Raw genomic sequence first — 21,947 nt, forward strand, 5'->3', positions numbered from 1 at the left:
GGGAGAAAAGAATATGGCAGCACCTATTCAAGCGATCCAGAAGCAGGAGCTAACCGAGGAAGAAATTAAACAACAAAAACTCGAAGACTTAAAAGAACTGCTAGCTAATAATGAAGATGCTTTAAATCAAATGTTTAATATAGTAGGTGAACTAAATGACATCGGGATGCTGGAAGCTGCAAATTCTATGCTGAAAGCGAAAGAACCAATCGCAAAAATCGTTCTAGGCCAAGTCACTCGTGAACCAGTTACAAATTTAATTAATAATATGATGGGCGCTGCAGGAGCTTTAACAGAACTTGATCCGGAACTTACGAAAAAGCTTGTAGGTAGTGTATTGACGGGTATGGATGAAGGAAATCAGCATTTGCAAAGCAATAAAAAAGTAGGGATATTAGACCTTATGAAAGTATTGAAAGACCCAGATATTAATCGTGCTATCGGATTTGGTCTTCATTTCTTAAAAGGTATGGGTAAAGGGTTAAAAGAAGAATAGATAAGCAACAATAATAGTATTTCATATGTTATTTGCGTACTTGAGATAATTGTAAAAGATGATCCATTTCGTCTCCTTATTAAATAGTTTAGACGAAATGGTCATTTTGTTAAAATAGTTGTGATGGAATAATATTTGAGAAGATAGTAAGGAATAACTGGAAAGGAATGAGAGTATGTCAAAAATGGTACATGAATTTAATGATATGATACGAAAGCTTCGAAAAGATTTGTTCGGAAAAGGGCCGGAACGAATTCATACTGTGTTCGCTGAGAATATGGCGATTGCCACACTTTATGGAAATTTGACGCCTACTGAGAAATTCATTTCGGGAACTATGGATGGTGCGGAAATGGTTCATATGGCTCGAACGAAAATGATTCAAGAAGTGTATGCTGTTAATTCTCGTGAACATTTAGAGGAACTTGTTGGAGCGAAATTAGTTCATCTGTTTTCAGATATGAAAGTGGAAGAAGATATTGCAGTTTCAGTTTTTGTCTTTGATAAAAATATAACGTGAGAGAAGGATGCTCATCGTGAAATCGATTCAGGTGGAACGGGAAATTTTTAAATATGAGCAAGGGGAATTTAAACTTATAGAGGACAGCATTGTAACAGAGTTTCCTGTTACGGTTAAAATTAACGGCCAGGAATTTGTTACAATGGTTAGTACTCCAGAGTATATTGAAGATATGGTAATTGGCTTTTTAGCTTCGGAAGGCATTATCCGAAAGTATGAAGATATTGATGAAATATGGGTGCAAGAAAAAGAAGGCTATGTACATGTGAAAACGACGAAAATCAACCCTTATTATCGTGACATGCAAAACAAACGTTATATTACTTCTTGCTGTGGAATGAGTAGGCAAGGATTTGTTTTCGCAAACGATGCGCTGGTGGCGAAAGAAATGAATGATATTCGCGTAAAGATCTCTGCAGAGGATTGTTTTCGGTTAATGAATGATATGCAGCAATCTGCGTCTACGTTTCAACATACAGGCGGTGTTCATAACGCAACTTTATGTGATGTGAATGGAATTATTTTAAGCCGGATGGATATAGGAAGGCATAACGCTTTAGATAAAATTTACGGCTATTGTTTAAAAAATAACATTTCGATTGGTGATAAAATTATTGTTTTTAGCGGACGTATCTCTTCTGAAATTCTATTAAAAGTTGCGAAAATTGGCTGTGAAATAATATTGTCAAAGTCAGCTCCAACTGAATTAGCATTAGAGCTAGCAGAGCAGTTAGGGATTACTACAATAGGCTTCATTCGTAATAAATCTTTAAATGTATATACGCATCCAGAGCGGATTGTAAATATAAAATAAGTAGAAACGAGGCAATAAATATGAAATCTGTTACATTAGACAAATTGGATCGTCCTTTAAAGGACTTGCGTATTTCTGTTACCGATCGTTGTAATTTTCGCTGTCGATATTGTATGCCGGAGGAAATATTTGGTCGTGATTATTCTTTTTTGTCTAATGATAAAATTTTATCTTTTGATGAAATTGAAAGGATTACACGTATTTTCGTTTCTTTAGGTGTAAGAAAGTTACGTATTACTGGGGGAGAGCCGTTACTTCGAAAAGACCTACCTGAACTCATACAACGGTTAAACGAAATTGACGGAGTAGAGGATATTGGTTTAACGACAAATGGATCATTACTTAAAAAATTTGCTCCTGATTTATATAAGGCGGGTTTATCTCGTGTGACAGTTAGTTTAGATTCTTTAAATGAAGAACGTTTCTCTTATTTAAATGGAAATAGAAGTAAAGTGAAAACAGTTCTTTCAGGAATACAGGCTGCAGCGGAAGCCGGAATGAAAATTAAAATGAACATGGTTGTTCAAAAAGGGAAAAATGAACAAGACATCGTTCAGATGGCAGAGTACTTTAAAGAGAATAAGCATATCCTTCGATTCATTGAATATATGGATGTCGGAAATTTTAACGGCTGGGAATTAGGCGAAGTAGTTTCTAAGCAAGAAATAGTAGAGATGATTCATAAAGTTATGCCGCTTGAACGTATTGAAGCGAACTATCCTGGTGAAGTTGCGACACGTTATCGCTATATCGGTAGTGATGAAGAAATAGGAATTATTTCATCTGTAACAGATTCGTTCTGTTCATCATGTACAAGAGCACGTATTTCCGCAGAAGGAAAATTGTATACATGTTTGTTTGCTTCTAAAGGAAACGATCTTAAAGAATTACTTCGCTTTGGATATACGGATGAGGAAATTACTAATATTATTCGTGACATTTGGAATAATCGTTCAGACCGTTATTCAGATGAACGATTAAGCGATACGAATAAAAAAACAATGCCGAAAATTGAAATGTCGCATATCGGTGGCTGAGAAACTACTATGAATATGGATTCTCTTTGTTAACGTAAATAGTGGGAAATGTGCAAGTTTTGCACACTTTCTATAAGTATAGTAAAAATGATGATTGATATTTCTGTAAGAGATATGCAGAGAGATTAAGCAGCATTCAAAAATCCTTACGATGTTAAGGTTTTTTGGTGCTGCTTTTTTGATTAGAAAAATGGAGGAATTGGTTATGGCATTTCATAAACCGGAACAAATCGCTGCGCTTGTGATTGAATCCGGTTTTCAAAAGGTAAGGCAACCGCTATCCGCAATGCTTATCCTCGGCTTTTTAGGAGGAGCATTTATTTCGTTAGGATTTTTGCTTAATATTCGAGTTCTCGGTAATGTACCGGAGCAATGGGGAAGGTTAGTCAATTTTATAGGAGGAGCGGTTTTTCCAATCGGACTTATGCTCGTTGTTTTGGCGGGAGGAGAATTAATTACAGGAAATATGATGTCAATGGCCATGGCACTGTATGCGCGGAAAATTTCATTGAAACATGTGTTACACAATTGGACCTGGATTACTTTAACTAATTTCGTCGGTGCGCTTTTCGTAGCGTATTGTTTCGGTCATCTTGGCGGGCTTACAGAGGGGGCGTATTTAAATAAAACGATAGCGATAGCTCAAGATAAATTACATGAATCTTTCGGGAGAACGTTAATTTTAGCAATTGGTTGTAACTGGCTCGTTTGCCTTGCAATTTGGTTAGCATATGGAACGAATGATTTAATTGGGAAGATTGTTGGAATATGGATTCCGATTATGGCATTTGTCGTAATTGGATTTCAGCAAGTAGTAGCAAATATGTTTGTCATTTCAGCAGTTATTTTTGCTGGTCATCTTACGTGGATGGATCTTGCGAAAAACTTTGTGCCTGTCTTTATTGGAAATGTAATTGGTGGAGCTGGCTTTGTTGGGTTCGCTTATTTTTCTTGTTATCAGAAACAAAGTGCTACCGAAAAAGATGTCTTGAAAAAATAACAGTATTTGAAGCGGATTTTTATATGAAAGGAAGGCTATCTCATGATAGAGCGGTATTCACGGCAACAGTTGTTCACTCCTATTGGAAGAGAAGGACAAGAGAAGATTAGAAATAAGCATGTGCTGATAGTGGGGGCAGGTGCATTAGGAAGTGCAAGTGCTGAAAGCTTCGTACGCGCAGGTATCGGGAAATTAACGATTATTGATCGTGATTACGTAGAATGGAGTAATTTACAGCGGCAGCAGCTTTATGCTGAACAAGATGCGATAGAAAAGTTACCAAAAGTAATAGCGGCACAGAAACGTCTCAAACAAATTAATTCAGAAGTACAAATTCAAGCTCTTGTAATGGATGTAAGAGTAGATAATATGGAAGCTTTATTGGACGGTGTCGATGTCATTATTGATGCAACAGATAATTTTGATATTCGATTTGTAATCAATGATACATCACAAAAACACAATATCCCTTGGATTTACGGTTCTTGTGTCGGATCGTATGGCATGAGCTATACAATTATTCCGAAGAAAACACCATGTTTACATTGTGTGTTGAAAAGTGTTCCTGTTACAGGAGCGACGTGTGACACAGTTGGAATTATTAGTCCAGCTGTTCAAATTGTCGCTGCCTATCAAGTGGCAGAAGCATTCAAAATTTTAGTAGAAGATTACGCAGCAATTAGAAAAACGTTTTTAATGTTTGATATATGGAGTAATCAATATCATTCTATCAAACTAGAAAAAATCAAAACGGAAGGCTGTCCTTCGTGCGGAACAAATAGAACTTATCCTTATTTATCATACGAAAATCAAACGAAGACAGCTGTTTTATGCGGAAGAAATACAGTTCAAATTAGACCGGCGCATAATAATCATTACAACTTTGACGATTTAGAAAAAGTATTAAAAAAACACGGGAAAGTAGATCGAAATCCTTATTTGCTCTCTTTCCAATTCGAAGAGTATCGCATCGTCATTTTTCAAGATGGTCGCGTGTTTATTCACGGCACGAATGAAATTCAAAAAGCAAAACAACTATACTATCGGTTATTAGGCTAATAGAAAGGGATTGGTAATGATGGAAAGAAGAGTGCCGATTACAGTTGAAGAGGCTGTTCGTAAAGTAATGGGATTTGCTAATTGTGGTGTAAAAGAACTAGTACCACTGGAATTAGCATACGGACGTACATTGGCAGACGATTTAGTAGCGGATCACGATGTCCCTTCTTTCGATCGCTCGCCATATGATGGATTTGCTATTAGGACAGAAGATACTTTGCGGGCAAGTCGTGAGAATCCAATTGTATTTGAAGTAATCGGTGAAATTGGAGCAGGCTCTGTATTCCATAAAGAAGTAGAAGCGTTTCAAGCAGTTCGAATTATGACAGGGGCACAAATTCCGAAAGGATGTAACGCGGTCGTCATGCTAGAACTGACTCGTCATCGTCAATATGAGAATATCGGAAAAAGCTATATGGAAGTGAGGCGCTCATTTAAAGAAGGGGACAATATTTCCTTTCAAGGTGAAGATGCGCGTAAAGGAACTGTTCTCGCAAAAAGAGGTTGTTACATTAATCCAGGTATTTCAGCTCTTCTTGCTACATTCGGTTATAGCGAAGTGCCAGTAGCGAAAAAGCCTATCATTGGACTATTAGCGACTGGAAGTGAGCTTCTCGATGTAAATGAAGAACTACAACCTGGGAAAATTCGAAATAGTAATACGTATATGATATCGTCTCAAATTCGAAGAGCTGGTGGAAGAGTAAAATACTTCGGGAAGTTTAGCGACGATTCTAATACGTGCTACGAAGCAGTGAAAAAAGCGTTAAGCGAAGTTGATATGTTAATCACAACTGGTGGTGTTTCGGTAGGAGATTACGATTATTTGCCAGCGATATATGAAAAATTAGGCGCATCAGTTCTTTTTAATAAAGTAGCTATGCGGCCGGGAAGCGTCACGACTGTAGCACAATTAAATGGAAAATTATTATTTGGATTATCAGGTAATCCGTCTGCTTGTTACGTAGGTTTTGAGCTATTTGTAAAATCTAGCATACGGACGTATATGTTTAGTGAAACACCACATGTAAAACGAGAAAAAGCAATGCTCGGAGAAGATTTTCTAAAACCGAATCCATTTACAAGATTTGTACGAGCGAAGCTGAAATATAACGAAGGACAACTAATCGCTTATCCATCAGGATTTGATAAATCTAGTTCCGTTTCCTCATTAGCGGAATCAAATATTTTTATCGTACTACTAGGCGGAACGAGAGGATATAAGAAAGGAATGTTTGTAGACATTCTTTTATTAGAAGATAACGAAGGTAGTGAATGGCCTTGGACATTACGTAAAGTGGGGAGAGGTTTTGATGGGAAAAGCACGATTTGAAATTGTAGATACGCCGATTGTAGTGGAAGAAGTAACGGATAAAGTAGCAAGAAGAGAAGCAGGAGCAATTACAACTTTTATTGGAACGGTTAGAGAAGTAACGAAAGGGAAACGAACGTTACATCTTGAGTATGAAGCATATAAACCGATGGCGGTAAAAAAGCTTACTGAAATTGGAGCAGAAATTAAGAAACAGTGGCCGGATACAAAAATAGCAATCACGCACCGAGTAGGACGACTAGAAATAATGGATATTGCCGTTGTCATTGCAGTATCGTCGCCGCATCGTAAAGTAGCTTATGAAGCGAATGAATACGCAATTGAACGTATAAAGAGAATTGTCCCGATTTGGAAAAAAGAATTTTGGGAAGATGGAACGGAGTGGATAGGAGATCAGCTCGAAAATACTCCGTATCTAGAAGGAAAACCAAAGAAAGAAGAATGAGAGAATGATTACAATTTTACTGTTCGCAAATTTACGAGAAGAAGTCGGCTCAGAGAGATTAGTAATAATAGAAAAACGAGAGATGAACGTTCATCAATTGAAAAAATGGCTGAAAGAAAACTATCACTTACAGACGCTAGATAAAGTTATGGTGGCAATTAATGAAGAATTTGTAACGTACGAAGATATTGTAAGAGCTGGAGATACTATCGCGTTTATCCCGCCTGTAAGTGGAGGTTAATTCTTTCTATTTGAATATCGCATAAGGAGGATCATTATGATTGAATTTTCGCATTGGAATGAAGAGGGAAGAGCTAAAATGGTTGATATTTCTCAAAAGGACATTTCAACACGCACAGCTGTTGCGCAAAGTACAATTTCTTTATCAAATGAATTATTTGAAGCAATTCAAAGTGGTGGGTTGAAAAAAGGAGACCCGCTTCAAGTAGCACAAGTTGCTGGCATAATAGGTGCTAAAAAAACAGCGGATATAATCCCGATGTGTCACCCGATATTAATCCAAGGAACAGACTTTACGTTTCATTATGAAAAGAAAACTGATGGCTATGAATTAATCATACGAGCGACAGTAAAATGCAGCGGAAAAACAGGAGTAGAAATGGAAGCATTAACGGCTGTATCAATCGCCGCCCTTACTTTTTACGATATGTGTAAAGCTGTTGATAAAACGATGGTTATGAAAGAAACATATTTAGTTCAAAAAACGGGTGGGAAAAGCGGAGACTTTTTTCACAAGGTAAAATAATTACAATGGAAGGAATGTGTATGATGATTACTCACGAACAGATTATGAACGCTTTAAGCCACGTAGAAGATCCAGAGTTACACAAAAGTATTGTGGAATTAAACATGGTTAGAAATATAAAAATAAATGGTACAGAAGTTGGGCTAGAAGTAGTTTTAACAATTCAAGGTTGTCCGCTGAAAGCAAAAATACAACAAGATATTGAAGACTCACTTCGAAACATTGGAGCATCGAAAGTTTCCTTAACATTTGGCTCAATGACACCAGAAGAACGTGCGGTATTAACAGCGTCTTTAAAAAAAGAGGCTAGAACAGAAACAGGTATGCCTAGTATGCTCCGACCTGATTCAGGTGTACGCTTTATTACTATAACAAGCGGAAAAGGCGGAGTTGGAAAATCAACTGTGACGATTAACCTTGCTACTGCTTTAGCACGTATGGGGAAAAAGGTTGGAATTTTGGATGCAGATATATACGGATTTAGTATCCCAGCTATGATGGAAACGAATGAAAAACCAACAATGATCGATCAAACAGCAATTCCAGTCGTTAGTCACGGTGTTAAAATTATGTCGATGGGGTTCTTCACAGAAGGAAACAACCCAGTCATGTGGCGCGGACCGATGTTAAACAAATGGATACAAAACTTCCTTGCGAACACACACTGGGGAGAACTAGACTATCTTCTTCTTGATTTGCCGCCTGGAACAGGAGACGTTGCGATAGATGTCGCTGCGATGATTCCACAAGCGAAGGAAATAATCATTACAACGCCTCATAACGTTGCTTCATTTGTCGCCTCTAGAGTAGGAGTAATGGCAAAACATACGAAACACGATATTTTAGGTATCGTTGAAAACATGGCATATTACGAAGAACAAGATGGCTCAAGAAACTATCTCTTCGGCAAAGGTGGGGGCGAGATGCTAGCAGAACAACTGCAAACTGAAGTAATTGCCCAAATACCGTTTGCAAAACGTGAAGAAAATAAAGGCTCATGTGTATATGATGAAGATTCACTCGTTGGGGAGATGTTTACTTCTTTAGCGGAGGATCTAATTTATAACGGATAGGTTGATAGAAAAGTGGGATGCATAGCACGTATGTATCCCACTTTTTATTTTTTATGGAGTTATTTCAATAGTTTTAAAGGTTATATTTACGATTGTAGTAATTTAGAAACCATTTGGGGAATTTGATTTGCTTGTGAAACTGTATATTAAATGCAACTAAATGCTCCATCGTAACATTCATCCCACACAACGACTGTCTAGCCATTCATACTTAAAACATTCGTACCAATACGCATAATGGACATTCCTTATAAGTTAATATATGGTCTTAAAGCTAATAACGGTTATGAAAAGAAAAAGGGGCTTATGCTCACTTTATCTTTTTGTTTTAATACACGGGACGAGGCCCGAATAAGCTCTGACCGCTTCCGAACATGGCTGGAGCTTCTCTCCAGGCTAAAAAGAAAGCCTTTAATCTATTTATATAGAAAAAATAAACCTCTCCGCAAGCAGAGAGGTTTATTCATGAAACTAACTCAAATGGCTTATTGTAATAATTTAGAAACCATTTGTGGAGTTTGGTTTGCTTGAGAAAGCATGCTGATACCAGCTTCGTTCAAGATTTTGAACTTAGTCATTTCAGACATTTCTTTCGCCATGTCAGCGTCTTCGATTTGAGAAGCAGAAGATGCCATAGCTGATTGTTGGCTCTTAAGGTTGTTTACATTAAAGTCAAGACGGTTTAATGTAGCACCTAGAGTTGCGCGATTGTCAGCGATATTTTTAAGTGCTTCATCAATTTTATCAATTGCTGTATGTGCATTTACTGCTCCAGCAGTGCCGGCAGTAGGAAGGGTATTAGCAGTGCCAGCAGCATCATATGCATCAAAAATCGCTTTAGCAGCAGCATTTTTTTGATCATCGGTAGCACCAGGTTTTGCAATTGCTGATGCATATTCTGTGAATTTTACTTGAATACCCTCAGCTACAGCAGGATCTGGAAAGTGGCCTTTAATTTTATTAAAAGCTTCTTGGGCAATTTGAACATTGAAATTACGTTCAGTATCAGTAGTAACAGCTGTATCTAGTCTAGTCATAGCAGTAAGGGCATTAGCAAGATCTTCAGTAGATACTTCTTCTGCTCCAATTCGAACGTTGTTTAGCCCTAATGCTGTAAGACTAGTTCCAGCGATTTCGATGTCAATTTGAGTACCAGGTGTTTTTGAGTCAAGTGTTTGAATTTTAATTGATTTTGGAGTTGCTCCAGCATCTAATAAATTTTGATCATTAAATTGAGTATTGTCTGTAATGTACTTGATTTGATCTGTCAATTGACTAAATTCTTTTTGCATAGCTGCGTTATTTTTATCAGTATTAGTACCGTTCGCAGATTGGTTAGCAAGGTCACGCATACGAAGTAAAATGTTTGAAATTGAATTCATTGCTGAATCAGCTGTACGGATTAATGACATACCGTCTTGTGTGTTGTTAGCTGCAACACCTAATCCGCTTTCACGTGCACGCATACGAGTTGCGATTGCAAGACCTGCTGCATCGTCAGAAGCGTTGTTGATACGTTTACCGCTTGATAAACGGTCCATAGAGTTGCTCATTTTCGCTTGGTTTTGGCGCATGTACTCTTGAGTACGCATGCTATTAATGTTTGTATTAATTCTCATGTTAAGAACCCCCATTTTTTTATATTGACTTTTCTGCAAATCGAAAAACGGTAATATGCGAAAAAATCGATTTCGAGATTTATTGTAAGCCTTGCTATAACGGGTGTCAACTAAAAATTCGAATTAATAAATATAAAAAAATAACAGTTTAACAATATATCCATTTTTTTATTAAAATATTATTAAAAGGATTATTGCAAACTTGTTTAAAAAACTCTAATATTAGATTATCTTTGTTTACCGAAAAGGTGATATTATGGTAGTTGGAAATATAGTAAAAGAAGTTCTTGCATATAAAAAAGGACAGATTCAGCAAAAATTAAGTAGTCCGCAGGCGTTCGTTAGTAGTCGTTTTCAAGATCAATTGCAGAGTGAACCTGCGAAGGAGACGAAAGTTGCTAAAGAGCTGGCAAAAATAGAAGATATGAGTCAGCCGGTACAATCTACGAAAATAGAAACGGTTGTTAATAAACCGGAAGAATCTATTAATAAAGTAGAGGAAGCGAGTAAGCCTGAGGAGACGGAGAAAGCTGAAACGAAGAAAGTAGATGAAGTGCAAGTCGCACAAAAAGAGTTTGAACGACGTTTCCCAGAAACGAAAAATGAGGCTGCTGATACGTGGGAATTAACGAAGAAGTATAATATTCAAAAAATACGTTCTTCCAATGAAGGTAAGTATGGGGATATTATTGATCGCGCTAGTCATACATATGGAATTCCGAAAACGTTAATTCAAAAAATGATTGAAGTAGAGTCTAATTTTAATCCAAAAACGGTGTCACATGCAGGGGCGATGGGGTTAATGCAGCTTATGCCAGCAAATGTGAAAGAGATGGGTATAAAAAATCCATTTTCACCAGCTGAAAGTATTGAAGGCGGCGTGAAAGAGTTAAGCGGTTATTTAAAGAAAAATAACGGTGATCTCGTATTGGCGCTTGCTTCTTATAATGCTGGCCCTGGTAATGTGAGAAAGTACGGAGGCGTACCGCCATTTAAAGAAACGCAAGGATATATTAAAAAAATATTAAATATCGACGTTTCAAAATAAGAAATTTCATATATAGAGAGAACATGAAATTTTCGTGAACATGATATGGGAGTTGGCTAGATTTGAAATTACAAGATGATATTCCGTTAACAATTTATTTTGAAATCGGAAATACGAAAAAGAAAATTGAAGATCTGCTTCATATTACGAAAGGTACATTGTATCGTCTTGAAAATTCAACGAAAAATACGGTGCGTCTTATGCTTGAAAATGAAGAGATTGGAACCGGAAAGATTTTGACGAAGAATGGGAAAATGTACGTTGAAATCGTTGAATTGAAAAGGTAGGGAAGGGGATTGTCATGAGTGGCGAAAAATTAAGCCAAGAGCAAATTGATGCCCTGCTGAAGGCGGTAAATGAAGGCGAGGAAATGCCAGCTTTCGCACAAGAAGCAGGGAAGCAAGATAAATTTCAAGAGTATGATTTTAATAGACCAGAGAAGTTTGGTGTTGAACATTTACGTAGTTTGCAGGCGATTGCGTCTACATTTGGAAAGCAGACGTCACAGACGTTGTCAGCTCGTATGCGTATTCCAATTGAACTCGAGCCTTCTACTGTTGAGCAAGTTCCATTTACGAGTGAGTATGTAGAGAAAATGCCGAAAGATTATTATTTATATTGCGTGATAGATCTAGGTTTACCAGAGCTTGGAGAAATTGTTATTGAGATTGATTTAGCGTTCGTCATTTATATTCATGAATGCTGGCTTGGCGGAGATAGTAAGCGTAACTTTACGATGCGTAGACCGCTAACGGCGTTTGAATTTTTAACGCTTGATAATATATTCTTGCTTCTTTGTAAAAATTTAGAGCAATCATTTGAAAGCGTTGTTGCGATTGAACCGAAGTTTGTAACGACGGAGACAGATCCGAATGCGCTGAAGATTACAACGCCAAGCGATATTATTTCATTACTGAATGTAAATATGAAAACAGAGTTTTGGAATACGACAGTTCGTATCGGTATTCCGTTCTTATCTGTTGAAGAAATTATGGATAAGTTGACGTCTGAAAATATTGTCGAACATTCTTCGGATAAGCGTAAAAAGTATACGTCTGAAGTAGAAGTGAAAGTAAATCAAGTGTACAAACCTGTTCACGTTGCGATTGGTGAGCAAAAGATGACGATTGGTGAGATTGAGAAAATTGAAGAAGGCGATATTATTCCGCTTCATACAAAGGTTTCAGACCAACTACGTGGTTATGTAGATGGAAAACATAAATTTAATTGTTTTATCGGGAAAGATGGAACGCGTAAGGCGCTCCTATTTAAAAGTTTTATAGAGTAGGAGGATCCATATGAAGCATGAAGTATCTCCTGTGTCATTAATGGGATTAGAAGAATTTGCAGGGAAGCGAAATGAAGCAGGTAAAGCGCATATTGATACCGTTTCGGATATTTCGATTGAACTTGGTGTAAAGCTTGGGAAGTCATCGATTCAGCTTGGCGATGTGAAACAATTAAAAGTTGGCGATGTTCTTGAAGTAGAGAAAAATTTAGGTCATAAAGTAGATGTATATTTAAGTGATATGAAGGTCGGTATTGGTGAAGCTATAGTAATGGACGAGAAGTTTGGCATTATTATTTCTGAAATTGAAGCTGACAAGAAACACGCGGCGCTTATGAAGGCGCAAAATCAAATGCAAGATAAAGAGTAGAGGAGGAGTCATATGTCGTATATGACGACCTTATTTCAAGTCGTTTTACTGTTTGGTGCGCTCGGCTATGGTGCATATTATATGACGAAAAAGACGCGCAAACAGCAGTTTTTTAAGCAAGGTGAAAACGGACACATTCAAGTGAAAGACGGCGTGTATTTAAATCATCAAACGAGCGCCTTTTTGTTTGAAGTGGACGGAAAGCAAGTGTTCACTGTTATTAGTAATAACGGTGTACAATCTGTGCAGTTAACAGGGACAGGAAATCAGTTTCAACAAGCGCTAGAAGACGCGGTGAAGAGTGAAACGAAAAAAGTAGAGGATCCATCATGAGAATAAAGAAACAGTTATCGTTATTTGCCGTTATTTTCGCATTTTCTATTATTTTTTCATTTGTTTTTGTAAATCCAGCGTATGCAGCCCCGAACGGCTTTATTAATTTCGAAAATGGAAAAGAGTTTACGAGTAATTCAAGTGTACAACTATTCGCGCTCGTTACCCTTCTATCATTATCTTCTTCTATCGTTCTTTTATTTACGCATTTTACTTATTTTATGATTGTTCTTGGGATTACTCGTCAAGGGCTTGGGGTTATGAATTTACCACCGAACCAAGTGCTTGTTGGACTCGCATTATTTTTATCGCTGTTTACAATGCAGCCAGTGCTTGGTCAATTAAAGAGTGATGTGTGGGACCCGATGACGAAAGAAAAAATAACAGTAAGTCAAGCTGCGGAGACGACAGCTCCGATTATGAAAGATTATATGTCGAAGCATACGTATAAGCATGATTTGAAAATGATGCTGAAAGTGCGTGGAGAAGAGTTGCCGAAAGATTTAAAGGATCTTTCATTGTTTACGCTTGTGCCATCCTTTACGTTAACGCAAATTCAAAAAGGTTTACTTACAGGGATGTTCATTTATTTAGCGTTTGTCTTTATTGATTTAATTATTAGTACACTTTTAATGTACCTTGGGATGATGATGGTACCGCCGATGATTTTAAGTTTACCATTTAAAATACTTGTTTTCGTATATTTAGGTGGATATACAAAAATCGTCGATATTATGTTTAAAACGGTCGCCTGAAGCGTTTGATGCTATGTGATAGGAGTCATATAAATGAATACGTCACCAATTATAGATATTTTCCAAACCTTTTTTTATAAAGGGGTTATGATTTTAATGCCGATTGCCGTTGTAAGTATGATTGTCGTTATTATTATCGCCGTTATTATGGCGATGATGCAAATTCAAGAGCAAACGCTGACGTTTTTACCGAAAATGGCGAGTATTGTGCTCGTTATTATCATTTTAGGTCCGTGGATGTTTCAAGAGTTAACGATGCTTATTTTAGATTTATTTGATAAAATCCCATCGCTATTGCGTTCGTACTAAGATAGGTGAACTGAAATGAATATGGAATTATGGGCGGCGACGTTTTTTGCGTTTTGTCGCATTACTTCATTTTTATATTTTCTACCGTTTTTCTCAGGCCGATCAATTCCGGCGATGGCAAAGGTTACATTTGGACTCGCTCTTTCGATTACAGTGGCAGATCAAGTGGATGTCTCTCACATAAAGACAGTTTGGGATGTAGCAGCTTATGCAGGAACGCAAATTGTAATTGGATTATCACTTTCAAAAATTGTAGAGATGCTGTGGAACATTCCGAAAATGGCAGGGCATATTTTAGACTTTGATATCGGTTTATCACAGGCGAGTTTATTTGATGTAAATGCAGGGTCACAGTCCACTTTGCTATCAACAATTTTTGATATATTTTTTCTTATTATTTTTATTTCACTGGGCGGCATTAACTATTTCGTTGCCACGATTTTAAAGTCGTTTCAATATACAGAGGCGATTTCAAAATTGTTGACGACTAGTTTTTTAGATAGTCTACTCGCAACGTTATTATTTGCAATTACATCAGCGGTTGAAATTGCTTTGCCACTTATGGGCAGTCTATTCATCATTAACTTCGTTCTTATTTTAATCGCAAAAAATGCACCGCAATTAAACGTTTTTATGAATGCGTACGTAATTAAAATAACGTGTGGTATTTTGTTTATTGCGATGAGTGTACCGATGCTCGGTTATGTGTTTAAAAATATGACAGACGTATTACTGGAAGAGTATACGAAACTATTTAACTTTTTCTTAACGAAGTAGGGGGACACGCATGGCAAAGGATAATAAAACAGAAAAGGCCACCCCGCAGAAGCGTAAAAAATCGCGTGAAGAAGGGAATATCGCCCGGAGTAAAGATTTAAATAATTTATTTTCCATTCTTGTATTAGCAGTTGTCGTTTACTTTTTCGGAGATTGGCTCGGTTATGAGATCGCACATTCCGTAGCGGTACTGTTTGATCAAATTGGAAAAAATACAGATTCGACCGAGTATTTTTATTTAATGGGCATATTACTTCTGAAAGTATCGGCTCCTATATTAATACTTGTATATGCTTTTCATTTGTTCAATTATATGATTCAAGTTGGTTTCTTATTTTCTTCTAAAGTACTTAAGCCGAAAGCATCACGTATTAATCCGAAAAACTATTTTACGAGATTGTTTAGTCGTAAAAGTTTAGTAGATATTTTGAAATCACTGTTTTATATGGGATTAATCGGTTACGTTTCGTACGTTCTCTTTAAAAAGAATTTAGAGAAGATTGTTAGTATGATTGGATTTAACTGGACAGCGTCACTTACTGAAATTATTAGCCAAATTAAATTTATCTTTTTAGCCATTTTAATTATTTTAATCGTTCTTTCTATTATTGATTTCATTTATCAAAAATGGGAGTACGAACAAGATATTAAGATGAAAAAAGAAGAAGTGAAAAGGGAGCATAAAGATAATGAAGGGGACCCACAAGTAAAGGGGAAACGAAAAAACTTTATGCATGCCATCTTGCAAGGGACAATTGCGAAGAAGATGGATGGTGCAACGTTTATTGTGAATAATCCGACGCACATTTCGGTTGTGCTTCGTTACAATAAACAAGTTGATGCGGCGCCAATTGTCGTTGCAAAAGGGGAAGATGAGCTCGCATTATATATACGAACGCTTGCCCGTGAACAAGAAATACCAATGGTGGAAAATCGTCCGCTTGCTCGTTCTTTATATTATCAAGTCGAGGAAGACGAGACGATTCCAGAAGATTTATATGTAGCTGTAATTGAAGTTATGCGCTATTTAATTCAAACGAACGAACTTGAAGTATAATAGCGCGTTTGGAGGGGATCTCTTTGTTTAAGATGGATTCTGCAAGAACCTATTTTTCTATCTTTTTAGCAGCGTCATTCGTTGTGGCGCTCTTAATTCCACTTCCACCATTTATACTTGATATCGTTATCGTTTTTCTACTAAGTATGTCAGTGCTTATTTATATGCGAGCTACAAGTATTAATGAGTGGGATGAATTAAAGTCATTTCCGACGATGTTGTTATTAATCGGGATTTTCCGCGTATCGATTAACGTTTCGACGACGCGAGCGATTTTAACAGACGGAAATGCGGGTCATGTTATTGAAGAGTTCGGCCAGTTCGTAATTGGCGGGAACTTATTAATTGGTATCGTTATTTTTATAGTATTAATCATATTCCAGTTTATCGTTGCAAACGGTGCGTCTCGTACAGCTGAAGTAGCAGCTCGTTTTACACTTGATTCTTTACCAGGGAAACAAATGTCTATCGATGCTGACTTGAATCAGCGTCTTATTACAGAAAAAGATGCACAGGCGAAACGAAAAAAATTAAATATGGAAACAGAGTTTTACGGAGCGATGGATGGTGCCGGAAAGTTCATTAAAGGGGACGTTATTTTCGGGATTGTCATTTTATTCGTAAACATTATTTTCGGTTTAATTGTTGGTATGATGCAGCAAGGAATGAGCTTTGCAGATGCGGCTATTCACTATACACAGTTAACTGTCGGTGACGGAATTGTAAACCAAATCGGTTCGCTAATGCTTGCGATTTCAACAGGTATTATCGTAACGCGTGTATTTGACGGTTCATCTGATACAGTAACGGAAGGAATCTTTAAAGAGTTATTAGCGCATGAAGTTGTTGTATACGCGCTCGGTGGGTTATTTATCGCAATGGGTATTTTTACTCCGCTACCATTTCTACCATTTGCTCTCGTTGGAGGCACGATTATTTTCTTAGGAGTTCGTAATAAAAAGCGAATAAAGAAAGAAAAAGAAGACGAGCTTCAAAAAGAACTAGAAATGATTCAAGGCGATGAAGAGCAACTGCAACAAGTGGAAGATTCATTCGGCGTCTTTACAGATAAATACCCAATTATTGTAGAGCTCGGTTTAGATTTAGCGGCACTTGTAAAGCAGAAGATTAAAGGGGAAACAGCCCGAGATAAAGTTGTTCTTATGAGGAAGTCGATTATTACCGACCTCGGTATTAACGTTCCTGGAATTAACTTTAAAGATAATACGAGTTTCAGACCGCGCGGACGTTACATTATTCGTATTAAAGGTGCGAAAGCTGCTGAAGGTGTTTTAAAATCAGGTTATTTATTAGCACTGAAAACACCGAACGTAATGGCTGATTTAGATGCAGAACCAGCGAAAGATCCAATTTTCGGCGAAGATGGATATTGGATCTTGGAGCATATGGTACAAGATGCACAAATGAAGGGCTATCAAGTGTTAGAACCGCTTAGCATATTAATTACGCATCTAGATGTAGTCGTTAGACGCAACCTTCATGAGTTAATTCAGCGTCAGCATGTGAAAGACTTGATTCACTCGCTTGAAACTGATAATGGCGTTTTATTAGAAGAGATTAAGAAGAAAGAAATCGATTTATCACTTGTTCAAAATGTTATTAAGCAGCTTCTGAAAGAAGGAATTTCAATCCGTGATTTACCGACAATTATTGAAGGTATTATTGACGGGAAAGAAGTTTATCAAAACCATGTTGATGGTGTAACGGCATTTGTTCGTGAATGTATTTCAAAAGTTATTTGTGAGAGTGCGAAAAATCCTGACGGGAAAATTTATGCGGCGCTCTTCGCTGATTCGCTGGAGTTAGATGCAGATGTTGTTAATAATTCATACCAAGGTTATTTATTAAACTGGGATTTAGATTTAGAAACGCGTGTAGTAGAACAAGTACAGCGCGTCTTCAAACAAGCTCGTTTAATGGGAAGAGAGCCAGTATTATTAACGCGTAGAAAAGATTTCAGATTTGCTATTGTGAGACTTCTTGAACGTTATCAAATAGAAGCTAAAGTATTATGTATTAGTGAATTGGCACCAGAAATTGTTGTAGATCAAATTGCTTATATTGAATAGTAGGGGGTGAAGTAATGGAAAGTACAGAAAAAAAAGAAGCGTTAATGCGAATAAAAGCAGCTTCAAAAAATGAATTGTATCGAAAGTTATTTGACCAATATGGTACAGATTATTACTACGTTGTCGATGAAAGTGTAAAACGAAATATCCCGTTTTTTTGGAAAAAGAATTATGAAATGTTAGTCGCTTTTCCTGAAGGTAAACAGGATGAAAATAGCGAAGGAACAACTCAATTTCATGAACAATTAATGGATGTTGTAGGTGAACCTTCAGAAGAAATCGTGAAGGCGAATGGAATTCAATCGGTCTTGCACAATTTAGAAAACGTAACGACTTCTATGTCATACGCAGCGATGCAAACAGGGAATAGTGAAGAATGGGCAAGAAAAAAAGAGAAACTATTACAACTGTTTGAAAAAGGAATCGTCGTTGTGAAACATACGGAGGCGACGAAAGTAACGAAAAAACAGCCTACTGTGAAACAAGCTATTCCTGTAAAGAAAGAAGAAGTAGTTATAAGAGAAGAAAAACAGGAATCTGTACCGTTTATTATTCAAAAAGTAATTCGGATGTTAGAACAAAATGATGTGGAACAATATTTCATTCATGCATATGCTGAAAAATTAAAAGTGAAGTTTGAGAATGCAACGATGATTACTGAAGAAGAAGTCATCGGATACATATTGGAAGATATGAGATCTCATTTCAATACTGAAAACGTATTTGAAAAAGAGGTACAAACAATTGCATTAATCGGCCCAACTGGCGTTGGAAAAACGACGACACTTGCGAAAATGGCATGGCAGTTTCACGGTAAGAAAAAAACGGTTGGTTTTATTACGACAGATCACTCTCGCATCGGGACAGTACAGCAACTGCAAGATTACGTAAAAACAATTGGAGCAGAAGTTATCGCTGTGCGAGATGAAGCCGCAATGGCACGGGCGCTTACTTATTTTAAAGAAGAAGCGCGCGTCGATTATATTTTAATAGATACAGCCGGAAAAAATTATCGTACGTCAGAAACGGTTGAAGAAATGATTGAGACGATGGGGCAAGTAGAGCCAGATTATATTTGTTTAACGTTATCAGCTTCTATGAAAAGTAAAGACATGATTGAAATCATTACGAACTTTAAAGATATTCATATTGATGGTATCGTGTTTACGAAATTTGATGAAACAGCGAGCAGTGGTGAATTGTTGAAAATTCCAGCTGTATCATCAGCTCCAATTGTATTAATGACAGATGGACAAGACGTGAAGCAACATATACATATCGCTACAGCTGAACATTTAGCAAAACAAATGTTACAAACATCGTAAGAAAAGAGGTGAAGAATAAGGCGCTTGCCTTATTCAAACGGGTATGAACGGTCTTTATATAGGTTCTATGGGTATGATGAATTACATGCAACATATTAATGTTCATTCGAATAACGTTGCAAATGCCCAAACGACAGGATTTAAAGCAGAAAATATGACTTCTAAAGTATTTGATGTACAAGACACATATCGCCGCGGGGACGGAGCTACGACCAATATCGGTTCGGTCGATTACGCCGTAGTACCAGCTGCGACGCATGTGAACTTAGTGCAAGGAAATATACAAATGACAAATAGTGCTACAGATTTCTTTTTAGATGATGGTGCGGCCGGAACATCATCATTTTTCGTTACATCTAAAAACGATGAAACGTTTTTAACGAGAGACGGTAGTTTTACATTAAATAGTGATCGTTATTTACAAACAGCGTCTGGTGCTTATGTTATGGATGTAAATAATGAACGCATTCGTATTCCTGAAAATGTTGAATTCTTTGTATCTAATAATGGAGAAATTTACAGAGAAGTTAACGATGGAACTTTGCAAAAACCAGATATTAAGAGAATAGTAATTGCACAGTTGCAAACGAAGAAAGTAGACGCAGATACAAACGCTCGCCTCGTGCAACGTGACAACAAAAGCTTTACACTAGCAGAAGGAAATATTGTTGATTTACCGAACGGTACAGGTACAGTGAAAAATCATATGCTAGAAAATTCAAATGTTGATATGACGAAAGAGATGGCTGATCTTATGACGAGTCAAAAAATGATTCAAGCGTCACAACGTGTTATGACTTCATTTGATAAAATTTATGAAAAAGAAGCGAATGAAATATTGAGATAAAGGACTTCCATTAGTGGGAGTCTTTTTTAATTCTTGCTTTTATTTCAGTAACGTCATAAAATGATAATGATTATCAATGTCATTTCATACTTAAAAATAATGGAAGTTGTGATGATCGTATCACTTGTTTAACTAGGTGAATTAAAAATAAGGGGAAGGTGTGTACATATGTCTACAAAAAAACAACTTTGCATTGGATTATGTTTGATTTCTAGAAAGAAAGAACAAGAGAGTGAGTTTGATTCAGGAATTGATGAGCAAGTAGAGTTAGCACTACAGGCAGAAAAGGCTAAGTTAGATTTTGTTTTTAAAGCAGATTATTTAGTGGCACACCCAGATTTAATTGCTCGTAATAAGGGGAATGTAATTTTAGATCCAACATTACTTTTTACCGCTATTGCGTATGCGACAGAAAAAATTGGAGTCGTTACGACCGCTTCAACATCATTTTATCCACCATATATACTAGCGAGGCAATTACAATCTTTAAACTGGATTAGTAACGGCCGAGTAGGATGGAACATTGTCACATCCATTGACGGTGCAGAAAACTTTGGTGTGGCAGGGATGCCACCATCTGAGGAACGATACGCGAAAGCGGCAGAATGTACAGAGTTAGTAAGAAAACTTTGGAGGAGTCATCCTTATGAAGTTTTGAAAGTAGATAACGCAGATGTAATTAGAGAAATGGTACAGCCAATTGAGCATCGTGGCGAGCATTTTGAGGTGAAAGGTCCACTTAATGTCCCTCAGCATATTTCTGGAGAAATGCCATTATTTCAAGCGGGTGCTTCAGAGTCTGGTCGGAATTTCGCTGCTTCTGTTGCTGATGCAATTTTTGCCGCAATGCCAGATGTAGAGTCAGGAATTGAACTTCGTCAAGATTTAAGAAGAAGAGCAGAAAAGCATGACCGAAAGCAAGATGATATACGTGTATTGCCTGGTTTATATTTCTTTATTGGTGATACATATGAAGAAGCGTTAGAAATGCACAGGCAAGCTCATCAACATCTCACAAAAGAGAAGAGGTATGCTTTACTCGAAATGGTTCTCGGATTAGACGTTAGAGGGATTCCATTAGAGAGTAAGATCACAGAAGATATGCTGCCAAGTAGGGATCAAATTGTACGTAGTAAAACACATGCTGAATTATTACGGAACTTTATTATTAAAAATGAACCGACTGTTGAACAAATACTAGAACGACCAGAAGTTGTTGGTTCGGCTCATTGGGTTGCGATTGGTACACCACAAGACATATTCCAGCAAATTATAGAAAGGTTTGAAGCAGGAGCACTAGATGGTTTTATCGCAATTCCAGGAGGACCTCCGAAATCATTGGATCTTTTCTTTAGTGAGGTCATTCCTTTATTTGTGAAAGCAGGTGTATTTAGGGAAGAGTATACAGGTTCAACTTTACGCGAGCATTTAGAGGGGAATATATCAAATGCTCTACAGTTGAAATAATTAGGACATTATGTACAAAAAGTCTTTCAAAAAAAGGCTTTTTTGTTTTGGATTTAAAATTCAGAATTATCAGTTGACTACAAGAGACTTCTTTTCTATATTAGTAGGTATAACAATAA

At 37.0% G+C, this 21,947-nt stretch carries 25 protein-coding genes; 24 read left to right on the plus strand and 1 reads right to left on the minus strand.

Annotated features, from left to right (window positions below; genetic code table 11):
* Positions 1–13 precede the first annotated feature (13 nt).
* From FT637_RS09160 to FT637_RS09210, 11 genes are all read left to right on the plus strand, one after another.
* Positions 14–496, plus strand: a complete 483-nt coding sequence (locus tag FT637_RS09160) for a DUF1641 domain-containing protein (RefSeq protein ID WP_002135409.1) — start codon at positions 14–16, stop codon at positions 494–496.
* A 175-nt stretch (positions 497–671) separates the two neighbouring features.
* On the plus strand, positions 672–1,016 hold the full coding sequence (locus tag FT637_RS09165) for a DUF2294 domain-containing protein (protein WP_000041501.1): 345 nt from the start codon (positions 672–674) through the stop codon (positions 1,014–1,016).
* A gap of 16 nt (positions 1,017–1,032) precedes the next feature.
* Entirely contained in the window at positions 1,033–1,830 is a 798-nt protein-coding gene (gene fdhD / locus FT637_RS09170) for a formate dehydrogenase accessory sulfurtransferase FdhD (RefSeq protein WP_193645984.1), read from the plus strand.
* A 20-nt stretch (positions 1,831–1,850) separates the two neighbouring features.
* Positions 1,851–2,867, plus strand: coding sequence for a GTP 3',8-cyclase MoaA (moaA, locus tag FT637_RS09175; protein WP_193645985.1), 1,017 nt, complete (start codon positions 1,851–1,853; stop codon positions 2,865–2,867).
* A gap of 205 nt (positions 2,868–3,072) precedes the next feature.
* Positions 3,073–3,867 carry a formate/nitrite transporter family protein gene (locus FT637_RS09180; protein ID WP_193645986.1) on the plus strand — a complete coding sequence of 265 codons (795 nt, stop codon included), beginning with the start codon at positions 3,073–3,075 and terminating at the stop codon, positions 3,865–3,867.
* Positions 3,868–3,909: 42 nt separating this feature from the next.
* Positions 3,910–4,926, plus strand: coding sequence for a molybdopterin-synthase adenylyltransferase MoeB (locus FT637_RS09185; RefSeq protein WP_193645987.1), 1,017 nt, complete (start codon positions 3,910–3,912; stop codon positions 4,924–4,926).
* Between the two features lie 19 nt (positions 4,927–4,945).
* Entirely contained in the window at positions 4,946–6,259 is a 1,314-nt protein-coding gene (gene glp, locus FT637_RS09190; RefSeq protein WP_193646247.1) for a gephyrin-like molybdotransferase Glp, read from the plus strand.
* Positions 6,240–6,704 (plus strand): molybdenum cofactor biosynthesis protein MoaE, encoded by a 465-nt coding sequence (locus FT637_RS09195; RefSeq protein WP_193645988.1) that lies wholly within the window; start codon positions 6,240–6,242, stop codon positions 6,702–6,704. Before glp ends, FT637_RS09195 begins: the two co-directional genes overlap by 20 nt.
* 4 nt (positions 6,705–6,708) lie before the next feature.
* Positions 6,709–6,945 (plus strand): molybdopterin converting factor subunit 1, encoded by a 237-nt coding sequence (gene moaD, locus FT637_RS09200; RefSeq protein ID WP_193645989.1) that lies wholly within the window; start codon positions 6,709–6,711, stop codon positions 6,943–6,945.
* Between the two features lie 36 nt (positions 6,946–6,981).
* Positions 6,982–7,470 (plus strand): cyclic pyranopterin monophosphate synthase MoaC, encoded by a 489-nt coding sequence (gene moaC / locus FT637_RS09205; RefSeq protein ID WP_193645990.1) that lies wholly within the window; start codon positions 6,982–6,984, stop codon positions 7,468–7,470.
* Between the two features lie 20 nt (positions 7,471–7,490).
* Positions 7,491–8,543 (plus strand): P-loop NTPase, encoded by a 1,053-nt coding sequence (locus FT637_RS09210; protein WP_193645991.1) that lies wholly within the window; start codon positions 7,491–7,493, stop codon positions 8,541–8,543.
* A gap of 485 nt (positions 8,544–9,028) precedes the next feature.
* Here the strand turns inward: FT637_RS09210 and FT637_RS09215 are convergent, their stop codons facing one another.
* Complete coding sequence (locus FT637_RS09215; protein WP_193645992.1) at positions 9,029–10,162, minus strand: flagellin; 1,134 nt, start codon at positions 10,160–10,162, stop codon at positions 9,029–9,031.
* Positions 10,163–10,418: 256 nt separating this feature from the next.
* Between FT637_RS09215 and FT637_RS09220 the strand changes: the two genes are divergently transcribed.
* From FT637_RS09220 to FT637_RS09280, 13 genes are all read left to right on the plus strand, one after another.
* Complete coding sequence (locus FT637_RS09220) at positions 10,419–11,210, plus strand: transglycosylase SLT domain-containing protein (protein WP_193645993.1); 792 nt, start codon at positions 10,419–10,421, stop codon at positions 11,208–11,210.
* Positions 11,211–11,272: 62 nt separating this feature from the next.
* Positions 11,273–11,497, plus strand: coding sequence for a flagellar motor switch protein FliN (locus FT637_RS09225; RefSeq protein ID WP_000775712.1), 225 nt, complete (start codon positions 11,273–11,275; stop codon positions 11,495–11,497).
* 14 nt (positions 11,498–11,511) lie between these two features.
* On the plus strand, positions 11,512–12,498 hold the full coding sequence (gene fliM / locus FT637_RS09230; protein ID WP_002086450.1) for a flagellar motor switch protein FliM: 987 nt from the start codon (positions 11,512–11,514) through the stop codon (positions 12,496–12,498).
* Between the two features lie 10 nt (positions 12,499–12,508).
* The gene (gene fliN / locus FT637_RS09235) at positions 12,509–12,868 is read left to right on the plus strand and encodes a flagellar motor switch protein FliN (RefSeq protein ID WP_002064660.1); all 360 of its coding nucleotides are present in this window, start codon (positions 12,509–12,511) and stop codon (positions 12,866–12,868) included.
* Between the two features lie 12 nt (positions 12,869–12,880).
* The gene (locus tag FT637_RS09240; protein WP_000121176.1) at positions 12,881–13,201 is read left to right on the plus strand and encodes a hypothetical protein; all 321 of its coding nucleotides are present in this window, start codon (positions 12,881–12,883) and stop codon (positions 13,199–13,201) included.
* On the plus strand, positions 13,198–13,956 hold the full coding sequence (locus FT637_RS09245) for a flagellar type III secretion system pore protein FliP (protein WP_002126633.1): 759 nt from the start codon (positions 13,198–13,200) through the stop codon (positions 13,954–13,956). Before FT637_RS09240 ends, FT637_RS09245 begins: the two co-directional genes overlap by 4 nt.
* Positions 13,957–13,989: 33 nt before the next feature.
* On the plus strand, positions 13,990–14,265 hold the full coding sequence (locus tag FT637_RS09250) for a flagellar biosynthetic protein FliQ (RefSeq protein ID WP_002011993.1): 276 nt from the start codon (positions 13,990–13,992) through the stop codon (positions 14,263–14,265).
* Positions 14,266–14,280: 15 nt separating this feature from the next.
* Positions 14,281–15,042, plus strand: coding sequence for a flagellar biosynthetic protein FliR (locus FT637_RS09255; RefSeq protein ID WP_001055697.1), 762 nt, complete (start codon positions 14,281–14,283; stop codon positions 15,040–15,042).
* A gap of 10 nt (positions 15,043–15,052) precedes the next feature.
* On the plus strand, positions 15,053–16,099 hold the full coding sequence (gene flhB, locus FT637_RS09260) for a flagellar type III secretion system protein FlhB (RefSeq protein ID WP_088292866.1): 1,047 nt from the start codon (positions 15,053–15,055) through the stop codon (positions 16,097–16,099).
* 23 nt (positions 16,100–16,122) lie between these two features.
* Positions 16,123–18,189, plus strand: coding sequence for a flagellar biosynthesis protein FlhA (gene flhA / locus FT637_RS09265; protein ID WP_193645994.1), 2,067 nt, complete (start codon positions 16,123–16,125; stop codon positions 18,187–18,189).
* Between the two features lie 14 nt (positions 18,190–18,203).
* Positions 18,204–19,514 (plus strand): flagellar biosynthesis protein FlhF, encoded by a 1,311-nt coding sequence (gene flhF / locus FT637_RS09270; protein WP_193645995.1) that lies wholly within the window; start codon positions 18,204–18,206, stop codon positions 19,512–19,514.
* A 43-nt stretch (positions 19,515–19,557) separates the two neighbouring features.
* A complete protein-coding gene (locus FT637_RS09275) occupies positions 19,558–20,361 on the plus strand; it encodes a flagellar basal-body rod protein FlgG (protein WP_193645996.1) in 804 nt (267 codons plus the stop codon).
* Positions 20,362–20,529: 168 nt separating this feature from the next.
* Positions 20,530–21,828, plus strand: a complete 1,299-nt coding sequence (locus tag FT637_RS09280; RefSeq protein ID WP_193645997.1) for an NtaA/DmoA family FMN-dependent monooxygenase — start codon at positions 20,530–20,532, stop codon at positions 21,826–21,828.
* Positions 21,829–21,947 lie beyond the last annotated feature (119 nt).

The sequence above is a fragment of the Bacillus cereus genome (genome assembly GCF_015071065.1).
Taxonomy (GTDB): domain Bacteria; phylum Bacillota; class Bacilli; order Bacillales; family Bacillaceae_G; genus Bacillus_A; species Bacillus_A cereus_BA.

Excerpts from the sequence above, each read along its gene's own strand:
- FT637_RS09160 (WP_002135409.1), top strand. The coding sequence starts at position 14 with ATGGCAGCACCTATTCAAGCGATCCAGAAGCAGGAGCTAACCGAGGAA.
- FT637_RS09165 (WP_000041501.1), top strand. The coding sequence starts at position 672 with ATGTCAAAAATGGTACATGAATTTAATGATATGATACGAAAGCTTCGA.
- moaA (WP_193645985.1), top strand. The coding sequence starts at position 1,851 with ATGAAATCTGTTACATTAGACAAATTGGATCGTCCTTTAAAGGACTTG.
- FT637_RS09180 (WP_193645986.1), top strand. The coding sequence starts at position 3,073 with ATGGCATTTCATAAACCGGAACAAATCGCTGCGCTTGTGATTGAATCC.
- FT637_RS09185 (WP_193645987.1), top strand. The coding sequence starts at position 3,910 with ATGATAGAGCGGTATTCACGGCAACAGTTGTTCACTCCTATTGGAAGA.
- glp (WP_193646247.1), top strand. The coding sequence starts at position 4,946 with ATGGAAAGAAGAGTGCCGATTACAGTTGAAGAGGCTGTTCGTAAAGTA.
- FT637_RS09195 (WP_193645988.1), top strand. The coding sequence starts at position 6,240 with ATGGGAAAAGCACGATTTGAAATTGTAGATACGCCGATTGTAGTGGAA.
- moaD (WP_193645989.1), top strand. The coding sequence starts at position 6,709 with ATGATTACAATTTTACTGTTCGCAAATTTACGAGAAGAAGTCGGCTCA.
- moaC (WP_193645990.1), top strand. The coding sequence starts at position 6,982 with ATGATTGAATTTTCGCATTGGAATGAAGAGGGAAGAGCTAAAATGGTT.
- FT637_RS09210 (WP_193645991.1), top strand. The coding sequence starts at position 7,491 with ATGATGATTACTCACGAACAGATTATGAACGCTTTAAGCCACGTAGAA.
- FT637_RS09215 (WP_193645992.1), bottom strand. The coding sequence starts at position 10,162 with ATGAGAATTAATACAAACATTAATAGCATGCGTACTCAAGAGTACATG.
- FT637_RS09220 (WP_193645993.1), top strand. The coding sequence starts at position 10,419 with ATGGTAGTTGGAAATATAGTAAAAGAAGTTCTTGCATATAAAAAAGGA.
- fliM (WP_002086450.1), top strand. The coding sequence starts at position 11,512 with ATGAGTGGCGAAAAATTAAGCCAAGAGCAAATTGATGCCCTGCTGAAG.
- fliN (WP_002064660.1), top strand. The coding sequence starts at position 12,509 with ATGAAGCATGAAGTATCTCCTGTGTCATTAATGGGATTAGAAGAATTT.
- FT637_RS09240 (WP_000121176.1), top strand. The coding sequence starts at position 12,881 with ATGTCGTATATGACGACCTTATTTCAAGTCGTTTTACTGTTTGGTGCG.
- FT637_RS09245 (WP_002126633.1), top strand. The coding sequence starts at position 13,198 with ATGAGAATAAAGAAACAGTTATCGTTATTTGCCGTTATTTTCGCATTT.
- FT637_RS09250 (WP_002011993.1), top strand. The coding sequence starts at position 13,990 with ATGAATACGTCACCAATTATAGATATTTTCCAAACCTTTTTTTATAAA.
- FT637_RS09255 (WP_001055697.1), top strand. The coding sequence starts at position 14,281 with ATGAATATGGAATTATGGGCGGCGACGTTTTTTGCGTTTTGTCGCATT.
- flhB (WP_088292866.1), top strand. The coding sequence starts at position 15,053 with ATGGCAAAGGATAATAAAACAGAAAAGGCCACCCCGCAGAAGCGTAAA.
- flhF (WP_193645995.1), top strand. The coding sequence starts at position 18,204 with ATGGAAAGTACAGAAAAAAAAGAAGCGTTAATGCGAATAAAAGCAGCT.
- FT637_RS09275 (WP_193645996.1), top strand. The coding sequence starts at position 19,558 with ATGAACGGTCTTTATATAGGTTCTATGGGTATGATGAATTACATGCAA.
- FT637_RS09280 (WP_193645997.1), top strand. The coding sequence starts at position 20,530 with ATGTCTACAAAAAAACAACTTTGCATTGGATTATGTTTGATTTCTAGA.